This window comes from Sphingomonas sp. H160509 (genome assembly GCF_024124765.2).
Taxonomy (GTDB): domain Bacteria; phylum Pseudomonadota; class Alphaproteobacteria; order Sphingomonadales; family Sphingomonadaceae; genus Sphingomonas.
In genome coordinates, this window is the sequence record NZ_JAMXSR020000002.1 from 816,295 (window position 1) to 827,300 (window position 11,006).

The window sequence follows — 11,006 nt, forward strand, 5'->3', positions numbered from 1 at the left end:
TTCACGATCTGCCGATCATATTGCCGAAATTCGAGATACTAAAAACCAGATCAGTTTTTTATATCACACAAATGATCGCTTCCGGGCACGGCGAATACTTGCTCATCGCGAAAAAGGTGTTCGCTAGTCGTTCTGAGATCTCTAATCCGCGTTCGGGGTCTTCCAGCGCTGGACCAACCCGGCCATGACGATGTCGACGGAATCGACCTCCGCGGCGATCCGCTGATGCAGCAACCCTGCCGCATCCCGGAAACGCCGGGCCAACACATTGTCCGGGACGATACCCAATCCGACTTCGTTCGACACAAGGATGACGCGGCCTTCCAACCGGGCAATCATCTCAACCAAATCGTCCACGCGCGCGGCGACAGCCTCGTCGGCCAGCAGCAGGTTCGACACCCACAGCGTCAGGCAATCGACCAGCATCACGACGTCAGGGCCGTCTTCGCTCTTCAGTGCCTCGCCAAGCGCCAGCGGAGCCTCGACGGTCCGCCACCGATCGTCACGGTCGGCACGATGGCGCGCGATCCGATCCTCCATCTCGCCGTCGAATGCCTGCGCGGTCGCGATATAGACGAGCCGCGTCGCGTGGTCCGTCGCCGCGGCTTCGGCCAAGCCTTGCGCGTGGCGGCTTTTCCCCGAACGCGCGCCGCCCAGTACGAACAGGCTTTTTCCGAACGGCGTCCCGACCGATTGCATCCTACCGTTTCCTTCGCGCTTGCTCGACGGGCCCGGAATGACGATGACGCCCGGAAGATCAAGCGAAAGCCCGCGGGCCTGAATGAAAGACGGTATGAACGCCCTGCGCATCCACGGTGGACGGATCGATCTCGCCGCCGTCCACTATCCGGATGCGCCTCGGCCCTGGCTCGACCTGTCGACCGGCATCAATCCCTACGCGTGGCCGACCGAGAGCGTCCCGACGGTCGATCTGCACAGCCTTCCCTCGCCCGCAGCGATCGCCGATTTGGAAGCCTCCGCTGCTGCGGTGTTCGGTACGACCGCAGACCGGGTCGTCGCGCTGCCCGGTACCGAACTCGGTCTTCGGATGCTGGCTGCACTGGACCTGCCTAGCCCCGTCCGGTTCGTCGTGCCGAGTTACGCCACGCATGCCGAAGCGATCGACGGTGCCGTTCCGATAGCGCGGGCCACCAGCGAGACGGTAGCGGACGGCACGCTATTGCTGGCCAACCCCAACAACCCCGACGGCCATCGGGACACGCCGCAACGCCTGCTGACGATCGCCCGCAGCGGTGCCTTCCTGATCGTGGACGAAGCGTTCGCTGACGTCGCGCCCGAATCTAGCCTCATCCCACTGCTCCGCCCCGACGATCGCGCGATCGTGTTTCGGTCGTTCGGCAAATTCTTCGGCCTGCCCGGCGTGCGGCTCGGGTTCATGATCGGGCCGCCGGAGTACGTCGCCGAGATGCGACAACGGCTCGGCAGCTGGCCGATATCGGCGCATGCCGTAGCCTATGGTATCGCCGCCTACCGAGACGCCGCGTGGATCGCCACCGCGCGGGTCTCGATCGTCGAACGCGCAGCCAGACTTAACGCGATGTTGGCACGTCGTGGCCTCTACGCCCGCGGCGAATGCGCGTTGTTCCGGCTGATCGAGACCGATGCAGCACCGGCGCTGTTCGAACGGCTTGCACAAGTCGGCATCCTGACTCGAACCTTCGATCATTCGCCGCGCTGGCTTCGTATGGGCGTCCCGGGCAGCGACCAAGCCTTTGCACGGCTCGACGAGGCACTTGGCGGTGGTTGAGCCGGTCGCCGTGCTGGCGATCATCATCGACGCCGCGGTCGGCTGGCCGGCGCCGCTCTATGCGCGGATCGGTCATCCGGTTGGTGGCTTCGCGCGGATGATCGGCTGGGCCGAGACGCGCTGGAACCGCCCTACGCTATCGGACACGTTCCGCCGTGCCGCCGGTGTCGTCACGATCGTTTCACTCATCGCTGTGGCGGTCGGCGTCGCGCTCGCTGCGACTTCCCTCGCGCGGCTCGTTCTTGGTCCCATGGCCTGGATCGCGATCGGCGTGGTGGCGGCGCCCGGCCTCGCGATCCGTAGCCTGTACGACCATGTGGTGCCGGTCGCGCGCGCCCTCGAAACCGGTAACTTGGAAGCCGCACGCGCCCGCGTCGCGATGATCGTCGGTCGGGACGTCGCGACACTCGACGAAGCCGGCGTCGCGCGCGCCGCGATCGAAAGCCTCGCGGAAAGCGTCTGCGACGGCGTCGTCGCGCCGCTGTTCTGGCTACTGGTCGCCGGCCTGCCCGGCCTATGGGCGTACAAGGCGATCAACACCGCGGACAGCCTGATCGGACACCGCGAGGCACGATGGCGCGCATTCGGCTGGGCGGCGGCGCGGACCGACGACGTCGCCAACCTCATCTCCGCGCGGATCAGCGGCGTTGTGCTCTGCCTTGCCGGATTGGGTGGATGGCGGACGATGTGGCGCGATGCCGGCAACCATGCCTCGCCCAACGCGGGTTGGCCTGAGGCGGCAATGGCCGGTGCGCTTGCGCTGAAACTTGCGGGTCCGATCGCCTATGACGGCGTTATCAACGCCAAGCCCTATATCGGTGACGGTCGCACCGACGTAACCGCCACGGACCTCCGCGCGGCGCTGGGCATCTATCGCCGGGCCTGCATCCTTCTCCTCGTCATTGCCGGAGTACTCGCATGGCGGCTCTGATGCTGCAGGGCACCGGCTCCGACGTCGGCAAGTCGGTACTCGTCGCGGGACTGTGCCGCGCATTTGCGAACCGTGGCCTGTCGGTCCGACCGTTCAAGCCGCAGAACATGTCGAACAACGCCGCCGTAACCGCCGATGGCGGCGAGATCGGCCGCGCGCAAGCCACGCAGGCGATCGCGTGCCGAGTCGAGCCCAGCGTCGACATGAACCCGGTGCTGCTCAAGCCGCAGGGCGATCGCACGTCGCAGCTGATCGTCCGCGGGCAGGTCCGCGGTACGCTCGCCGCCGCGCGCTGGCGCGAGGGGCGCGAAGGGCTGCTGGTCGACGTGCTCGACAGTTTCACACGACTGTCGGCGAGCTGCGACCTCGTCATCGTCGAGGGGCGCGGGCAGCCCGGCGGAGATCAACCTGCGCGCGAGCGACATCGCCAACATGGGGTTCGCCCGCGCCGCCAATGTCCCCGTGATTCTGGTCGGCGATATCGACCGCGGCGGTGTCATCGCCTCGATCGTTGGCACGCGCGCGGTGATCGACCCTGCCGACGCGGCGATGATCCACGGCTTCCTCGTTAACAAGTTCCGCGGCGATCCCGCACTGTTCGACGATGGCTATCGCGCGATCGAGGCGCGCAGCGGATGGCGCGGCTACGGCGTCGTACCCTGGCTAACGGACGCCGCGCGCCTGCCCAGTGAAGACGCCGTGATCCTCGAACGCCGCTCCGCGTTGGTCGACCGTCGCGTAACGATCGCGTGCCCGATTACGCCGCGGATCGCTAATTTCGACGACCTAGATCCGCTACGCCTCGAACAAGGCGTCGCGCTGGTGATGGTCCCGCCCGGCACGCCGATCCCCGAGGCGGACATGATCGTGCTTGCGGGCTCGAAAGCCACGATCCCCGATCTCGCCTTCTTGCGCGCGCAAGGCTGGGACATCGATATCCTTGCGCATCACCGCCGGGGAAAGCCGGTGCTGGGCCTCTGCGGTGGTTTCCAAATGCTGGGTCGCAGCATCGCCGATCCGCACGGTATCGAAGGCGCGGCGACGACGGTCGCGGGGCTGGGGCTACTCGATATCGACACGGTGCTCACACCGACCAAGACGCTCGAGCGGATCGAGGGGATCGCCAAGGGCGCGCGCTTCGAAGGCTATGAGATGCACATGGGCGCGACGACCGGCGGCGACCTGAACCGCCCCGTCGGTCACCGCGCCGACGGCAGCGCGGAGGGTGCGACAAGCGCCGACGGACTGGTCCACGGGAGTTACGTCCACGGCCTATTCGGGCTTGCCGAGCAACGCGCGGCGTGGCTGGCCCGGCTCGGCGTCGACGCGGTCGGACCTGACCATGCGGCCTCGATCGATGCGGCGCTCGACGCGATCGCGGCGACGCTCGAACGTCACCTCGATCTCGATGCGATGCTCGACCTAGCGCAGCGCGCCGGCTGACGCACCGGCGATCGCAAAAGCGAGCAGGACGCCCGTCTCGACAAGCTCGATCCCCGCCCCGTGCGCGTCTCCGGTGACGCCTCCCAGTTTACGCCGCAACCACGCGGCGACGGCCAGTATCAGGAGTGGAACCGCCAACAGCGCGGGAGCCGCGACGGCAGCCAGCGCCAGCAGGAGCCCCCAGCCGACCAGGTCGCGCGATCGGACTGCGCCGGCGACCGCGGCGCCCAATCCCGTCGCCCGCAACGGCGGCAACAGCACTGCCCAGGCTAGCGGCCCCATGCGCGCCGCAAACGGTACCAGGATGACCAACCACCACGCCGTCAGCCCGACCGCGTGCAGCAGAACGAGTTTGGCGAGCATCTGGGCGACGATCGCGACGACACCGAAGCTGCCGATATGCGGATCGGCCATCACCGCGAGCAACCGCGTCCTGTCGCCATGCGCCGCACCCAGCCCATCGGCCAGATCGGCCAGCCCGTCGAGGTGCAATGCGCCCGTGACGGCGATCCACGTCAGCAATGCGGCGCACGCGCCGGTCCAGGGGTCGATCGATGCGCCTGCCCGTCCGGCTCCGGCGACAAGCGCGCCGATCGCCAGTCCAACCAGCGGATAGCACCGGATCGCCGCGGCAAAGTCGTTCGCCCCGGCCTCGACGCGCGGCATCGGCAGGCGCGTCAGGAAACCGAAAGCGACGACCAGCCGCTTCACGTCGAAAGTCCGACGATCTGAACAGTCCGATCCGGCCCAGGCCAGATCCGCAACGACACGAGCGCGGCATAAGGCAGGTCGAACGCCCATGTCTGCCGCCGGTCGAACCCACACAGGTCCGCGAGCGCCGCCCGGATCGCGCCACCGTGCGTGACGACCAAGGTCGGCACCGGCGGAAGTACCGCCAAGGCATTGCCGACCCGGTCCAGCAACAACGACCATCGCTCACCGTCCAGCGGCGAAGCCGCGTCCGGATCGTCGTGGAACCGCGCGAAGGCCTCCGGATCGATATCGGCTGGACGCATTCCATCCCACACTCCGAAGTCGAGTTCACGCCACCGTCGATCGGCCTGACCGACGATGCCCCGCACGCTGCCGATCGCCGTCGCGCAATCGCGTGTACGCTTCAGGTCTGACGACACGATCGCGGCGACCTCCAATCCTGCGGCGCGCTGGACGCATGCCGCAACGCCGGCCTCCGTCACCGGATCGTCGGTGCGCCCCAGCAACAGGCCTTCGCGGACGGGAGCGCCATGCCGCATCAGGTACAGCATGTGCGAGCCGGTCACGCGACCGAGACCCCCGCCTCGGCAAAGGTCGCCATCTCGTCATGCGCCGCCAGCGCCGCGCGAACGAGCAAGGTCGCAGTCGCTGCGCCGCTTCCCTCGCCGAGCCGCATGCCTAGCGACAGCAGCGGATCGAGCCCCAATGCTCGCAACAGGCGCGCATGACCCGGCTCGGCCGACACGTGGCCGGCAAGACAATGCGCGAGGATATCCGGGCACGCAGCGGCGATCGGCGCGACCGCGGCACAGCATATGAAGCCATCGAGCATGACGGGCACGCCAGCGAGACGCGCCGCGATGACCGCGCCTGCGATCGCCGCGAGTTCGCGCCCGCCCAGCCTGCGTAGCGTCTCGAACGGGGTGGTTAGTGCATCCCGGTGCACCGCCAGCCCGGCCTCGACGGTCGCGATCTTGCGGGCCATGCCGTCGTCGTCGACTCCGGTACCGGGCCCGACCCAGTCGCGTGCCGATCCATCGAAGCTGGCGAGGCACAGCGCGGCGGCCGAGGTCGAGTTGCCGATCCCCATCTCGCCGAGCACGATCAGATCGGGCGCGTCCGCAACGACGGCGGCGCCCGCGTTGATCGCCGCGAGGCATTCCTCCTCCGACATCGCCGGGGCGACGGTGAAATCGATCGTCGGCTGGTCGAGATCGAGCGGGACGACTCTGAGGTCGAGCCCCGCCGCGCGCGACAGCGCGTTGATCGCCGCGCCGCCATGTTCGAAATTGGCCACCATCTGCGCGGTGACGGAGGCCGGAAACGCACTGACGCCGCGATCGACGATGCCGTGATTACCCGCAAAGATCACCGTCCGGCCGCGATCGAGCCGCGGGCGTTCATGGCCCTGCCAGCCGGCCATGAAGACGGCAATCTCCTCCAACCGCCCGAGCGAGCCCGGCGGCTTGGTCAGTTGCCCCTGGCGCGCCACCGCTGCCGATCGAGCGGCTTCGTCCGGCTGCGGCAACGCGCTCAAGGATGATAGAAATGCCCCGGCCGTCGGAAAAAAGGTCATTCCACGACGAACCCAGCAGGCGGCGTGCGGGTGATGAAGTGGCCCTTCACCCCCTGCGGCCATTGCTTGAACGGCACCTGTCCGAACGCACTTTCACCGTAGAGCTTCGCGTAATCGAGGATCGCACGGGCAGCGTCTTCGGTTGGCTCGAACCGGCCGAGCACATAGCCGACCTTGGCGGGTGCGCGCAGATGGATCGTGCAGAAATCCTGGCACGCGAACAGGCACGGCATCTCCTGCACGGCTACGTCGGCATAGGCGGGATCGCTCGCCTGCACCGCCTTCAGCGCACTGACCAGCCGCGCGCCGCCACGCTGGCCCTGCTCGTCGTCGCGCGCGTCGGCGGAATGGCGGCACGTGTTGCACGCGACCACCGCGACGCCGTCCTCGACCGGCTTCAGCATGTCCGTTCCCGGACGATCTTGGAATGATGTGTACTTGGCATAGGAACCCCTTCGGACAGTCGGTCCCGCACCGCGCAAAGGGCGAGAGGCGCACGCCTCCAGCCTCCGCGCGACGCGAAGCGATGTCGTCGCTCGGGGTGTTACCCGTCCGTTCGGCGCACCCTGGCCGGACGAAAGACGACCGCGACGGGCAGGTCTCCTGGCTCGCGGGTCAACGCCGTCCGCGCCGCCTTCTCGGGAACATCCCAATGGCATGAGGCACGATGGCTCGCCGCGTACAGTTGCAGGGGCAGCCGGGTGTTTCCCGTTCCCATTTTCATCCCCCTCGGCGTGAGCATCGGGAGAACCTGTCGCGGGGGGGAGCGATACGCGTACGATCGACCGTAGACAAGCAGCCTCTAATCCTCCCCTTGCAGGGGAGGTGGCAGCCCATTTGGGCTGACGGAGGGGTGACCCGCCATCGAGATCGCAACACCCCTCCGTCTGGCAAGTGCCAGCCACCTCCCCTGCAAGGGGGAGGATCAAGAAGTCAGAACTCCACGCCCGCCTGCGCCTTCACCCCCGACCGGAACGGATGCTTCACCTGCGTCATCTCGGTCACCAGGTCCGCCACCTCGATCAGCGCGTCCGGCGCGTTCCGCCCGGTCACCACGACATGCGTCATCTCCGGCTTCGCCGCCAACACGGCGAGAACCTCGTCGACCGGCAGATACTCATACCGCAAAACGATGTTCAGCTCGTCCGCGACCACCATCGCATAGGACGGATCCGCGATCATCCGCTTCACCTCGTCCCAAGCCTCGCGCGCCACCGCGATGTCGCGCGCGCGATCCTGCGTGTCCCAGGTGAAGCCCTCTCCCATCGGCTTGAACTCGCACAGCGCGGGGAACGCATCGAAGATCGTCTTCTCGCCGGTCGCCATCGCGCCCTTGACGAACTGCACCACGCCGACCTTGCGGCCATGCCCGATCATCCGCACCGCCATGCCGAACGCGGCGGTCGACTTGCCCTTGCCCTTGCCGGTGTGGACGATGACCAGCCCCTTCTCGATCGTCTTGCTGGCGACGATCCGGTCGTGGACCTCCTTGCGCTTGGCGCTCTTGGCATTCTGCTCGTCGTCGGTCCGCATGATCATGTCCTCTCGCGCTCCCGATGGCGGATCGCGCCGCGCGGCGCTAGAGCGACCGACATGCTCCGCATTACCGACCTCAAGCTGCCGCTCAACCACGCCGACGAAGCGCTCCCCGCCGCGATCCGCGATCGTCTTCGCGTCACCCCGCGCGACCTGATCCGCTACACCATCGCCAGACGCGCGCACGATGCCCGCGACAAGATGGACATCCAGCTCGTCTATTCGGTCGATGTCACGCTGAAGAACGAGGACACCGTCCTCACGCGCTTCCGCAAGGATCGCCACGTCCAGCGCACGCCGGACACGGGATATCGCTTCGTCACCAAGGGCGGCGCGAGCTACACCGGCCCCCGCCCGGTCGTCGTCGGCGCAGGCCCCTGCGGCCTGTTCGCCGGGCTCATCCTGGCGCAGATGGGCTTCCGCCCGATCATCCTCGACCGCGGCAAAGTCGTCCGCGAGCGCACCAAGGACACGTGGGGGCTCTGGCGCAAGAGCGTCCTCAACCCCGAATCCAACGTCCAGTTCGGCGAAGGCGGTGCCGGTACCTTCTCCGACGGCAAACTCTGGAGCCAGATCAAGGACCCGCGTCACCTCGGCCGCAAAGTCCTGACCGAGTTCGTCAAAGCTGGCGCCCCACCCGAAATCCTGACCGAAGCGCACCCGCACATCGGCACCTTCCGCCTCGTCACGATGGTCGAGAGCATGCGCGAGACGATCGAAGCGCTCGGCGGTGAATACCGCTTCTCGACGCGCGTCGACGGTCTCGACATCGTCGAGGAGGCAGGCACCCGTCAACTCCGCGGCCTGCACCTGAGCACCGGCGACTATCTCGAAGCCAACCACGTCGTCTTCGCGGTCGGCCATAGCGCCCGCGACACGTTCGAAATGCTGCATGCGAAGGGCGTATACGTCGAAGCCAAGCCGTTCTCGATCGGCGTGCGCATCGAGCATCCGCAGTCCTGGATCGACGAAGCACGGTTCGGGCCATGCGCGGGCCATCCCGATCTCGGCGCGGCGGCGTACAGCCTGTCGCACCACTGCAAGAACGGGCGGACGGTCTACAGCTTCTGCATGTGTCCGGGCGGCACCGTCGTCGCCGCGACCTCCGAGGAAGGGCGCGTCGCGACCAACGGCATGAGCCAATATTCGCGCAACGAACGCAACGCGAACTCGGGGATCGTGATCGGCATCGACCCCGAGCGCGACTATCCCGGCCACCCGCTCGCCGGGATCGAACTCCAACGCCACTGGGAATCGCGGGCGTATGTCGCCGGCGGCTCGAACTACAAGGCGCCCGCGCAACGCATCGGCGACCTGCTCGCAGGGCGCGCGTCGACTGCGCTCGGGTCGGTGATCCCGTCGTACAAGCCGGGCGTGCACATGACCGACCTGTCGGAGTGCCTGCCAGAGTTCGCGATCACTGCGCTGCGCGAGGCGTTGCCGGCGTTCGGGCGTGAGATTTCGGGTTACGATCATCCTGATGCGGTGCTCACAGGGGTCGAGACGCGGACGTCATCGCCGGTCAGGATCACGCGCGGCGATGATTTCGTCAGCCTCAACACGGTTGGCCTGTTCCCGGCAGGTGAAGGCGCAGGCTATGCTGGCGGGATCCTGTCCGCGGCGGTTGACGGGATCAAGGTCGCGGAAGCGGTTGCGCTTAGCCTGGTGGCGTAACTCGGACATTCCTTGTTCCCCCGCGAAGGCGGGGGGTCCAGGAACCACAAACGCCGACGTCCGTAACCCTGGGCTCCCGCCTTCGCGGGAGATCAGATAAGGCTGCGACACTGAGGTTTCAGGCCTGATTGTCAGGACGACTTCAGGGCACCTCCCCGGCGGAGGCCGGGGTCCAGTTGGGGGACAGCCGTGACTGCGCGAAGCGTTCGCTTACTAAGCTTTCCCAACTGGGCCCCGGCCTTCGCCGGGGAGGTGCGTGGGCGGGACGACGATTGTATTCGAAGGCTGCTAAGTCGTTCGCGGGCAAGAACCGTGGTGCTCCCGGTGCGCTTAAAATAAAAGCTCGCCCCCCACCCCCTCACTTCCGCCGTTGCGGCCCCGTCTCGATCAACCATGCTCGTGGCAGCCCGGTCGGCTTGACCACCCCATCCAACCGCCGCGCACTCACCAGCGCGACCCGCTTCAGGATCATCTGGTCCTTGAACGCGTCCATCCCGCCGCCGGTCGGCTTGGCGAGGATCCGCTTCACCACGTCCATCCCCGCGACGACATGCCCGAACGCCGCATAGCCCGGATACCCCCGCGCGCGCGTCCATCGCCGGGGCGGGCCCGATCGTGATGAAGAAATTCCCGCCCGCCGATGCCGGCGTCATCCCGCGCGCCATCGAGATCGTCGCGTCGAGATGCTTAATCCCGGTCATTGCGGTAGTCTCGAGCGGAAACGGCGGCAGGATCCGCCGTGCATCGGTTCGGATGCCCGCCTGTATGAAGCCGAGCTTCGGCGCGGACTTCTGGCGGCTCGCTCGGTAGAAGTCCGTGCCGTCGAACCGGCCGTCATCGACATAGGCGAGGAAATTCGCGGTGGTCTTCGGCGCATGGCGGGCGTCGAGCGCCAGCAGGATCGGCCCCTCCGACGTGACTAGGCGCACGCGAACAAGGCCCGGCTTCGGTCCCGGTTCGGCGCGCTGTACCGCCCGCCTTGCCGGCTGCGCCGTTCCTGCCGTCGCCAAGGCCGCAATGGCTACGAAGCCGATCATCAAACGTCGCATTTCGATCACCCACGCCTTTACCGATTGGCGGCGGCTACCTGTCCGTTTGCGGCGAGGCAAGCGCGGGGGGGATATCTAGTGACGTGGAGTAAACCGGTTATCACCGTTGGTACCAACGTCAGTTTTGCACCGCTCAGCATGCACCAGCGAGCGCTTCGGCTTAGTTCCATTCTTCCGAGTAGGCACCTCCCCGGCGGAGGCCGGGGCCCAGTTGGGAAACGTCGGTGATGTAGGTTTGCGCTTTGTCACTCAGGCCATGCCAACTGGGCCCCGGCCTTCGCCGGGGTGGTGTACCTGTGGGCAATTCGTCTTAAA

Annotated in this window: 9 protein-coding genes, 2 pseudogenes and 1 riboswitch; of the genes and pseudogenes, 4 read left to right on the forward strand and 7 right to left on the reverse strand. The window is 67.0% G+C overall.

The genetic code is table 11. The features are described from left to right. Positions 1-141 precede the first annotated feature (141 nt). Entirely contained in the window at positions 142-699 is a 558-nt protein-coding gene (gene cobU, locus NHF48_RS05575) for a bifunctional adenosylcobinamide kinase/adenosylcobinamide-phosphate guanylyltransferase (RefSeq protein WP_253070524.1), read from the reverse strand. Positions 700-793: 94 nt separating this feature from the next. On the opposite strand from cobU, the gene NHF48_RS05580 reads away from it, so the two are divergent. The 3 genes and pseudogenes from NHF48_RS05580 (at position 794) to NHF48_RS05590 (ending at position 4,142) form a co-directional block, all read left to right on the forward strand. Continuing rightward, positions 794-1,768 (forward strand): aminotransferase class I/II-fold pyridoxal phosphate-dependent enzyme, encoded by a 975-nt coding sequence (locus NHF48_RS05580; protein ID WP_253070525.1) that lies wholly within the window; start codon positions 794-796, stop codon positions 1,766-1,768. Further along, positions 1,761-2,699, forward strand: coding sequence for an adenosylcobinamide-phosphate synthase CbiB (cbiB, locus tag NHF48_RS05585; protein WP_253070526.1), 939 nt, complete (start codon positions 1,761-1,763; stop codon positions 2,697-2,699). The genes NHF48_RS05580 and cbiB overlap by 8 nt, the downstream gene beginning before the upstream one ends. Beyond that, positions 2,687-4,142: pseudogene (locus NHF48_RS05590) on the forward strand (cobyric acid synthase). The gene cbiB and the pseudogene NHF48_RS05590 overlap by 13 nt, the downstream one beginning before the upstream one ends. On the opposite strand, the gene cobS reads toward NHF48_RS05590, so the two are convergent. From cobS to cobO, 5 genes are all read right to left on the reverse strand, one after another. Continuing rightward, a complete protein-coding gene (cobS, locus tag NHF48_RS05595) occupies positions 4,122-4,853 on the reverse strand; it encodes an adenosylcobinamide-GDP ribazoletransferase (protein WP_253070527.1) in 732 nt (243 codons plus the stop codon). The pseudogene NHF48_RS05590 and the gene cobS overlap by 21 nt on opposite strands. Then, complete coding sequence (locus NHF48_RS05600) at positions 4,850-5,407, reverse strand: histidine phosphatase family protein (RefSeq protein WP_253072348.1); 558 nt, start codon at positions 5,405-5,407, stop codon at positions 4,850-4,852. The genes cobS and NHF48_RS05600 overlap by 4 nt, the downstream gene beginning before the upstream one ends. An 11-nt stretch (positions 5,408-5,418) precedes the next feature. Then, entirely contained in the window at positions 5,419-6,432 is a 1,014-nt protein-coding gene (gene cobT, locus NHF48_RS05605; protein ID WP_253070528.1) for a nicotinate-nucleotide--dimethylbenzimidazole phosphoribosyltransferase, read from the reverse strand. Further along, a complete protein-coding gene (locus NHF48_RS05610) occupies positions 6,429-6,836 on the reverse strand; it encodes a DUF1636 domain-containing protein (RefSeq protein WP_253070529.1) in 408 nt (135 codons plus the stop codon). The genes cobT and NHF48_RS05610 overlap by 4 nt, the downstream gene beginning before the upstream one ends. Positions 6,837-7,008: 172 nt before the next feature. Next, positions 7,009-7,202, reverse strand: a riboswitch (cobalamin riboswitch). A gap of 163 nt (positions 7,203-7,365) precedes the next feature. Continuing rightward, on the reverse strand, positions 7,366-7,971 hold the full coding sequence (gene cobO / locus NHF48_RS05615) for a cob(I)yrinic acid a,c-diamide adenosyltransferase (RefSeq protein WP_253070530.1): 606 nt from the start codon (positions 7,969-7,971) through the stop codon (positions 7,366-7,368). A gap of 54 nt (positions 7,972-8,025) precedes the next feature. Between cobO and NHF48_RS05620 the strand changes: the two genes are divergently transcribed. After that, a complete protein-coding gene (locus NHF48_RS05620) occupies positions 8,026-9,642 on the forward strand; it encodes an NAD(P)/FAD-dependent oxidoreductase (protein ID WP_253070531.1) in 1,617 nt (538 codons plus the stop codon). Positions 9,643-10,000: 358 nt separating this feature from the next. On the opposite strand, the pseudogene NHF48_RS05625 reads toward NHF48_RS05620, so the two are convergent. Then, a pseudogene (locus tag NHF48_RS05625) lies at positions 10,001-10,691 on the reverse strand (peptidylprolyl isomerase). Positions 10,692-11,006 lie beyond the last annotated feature (315 nt).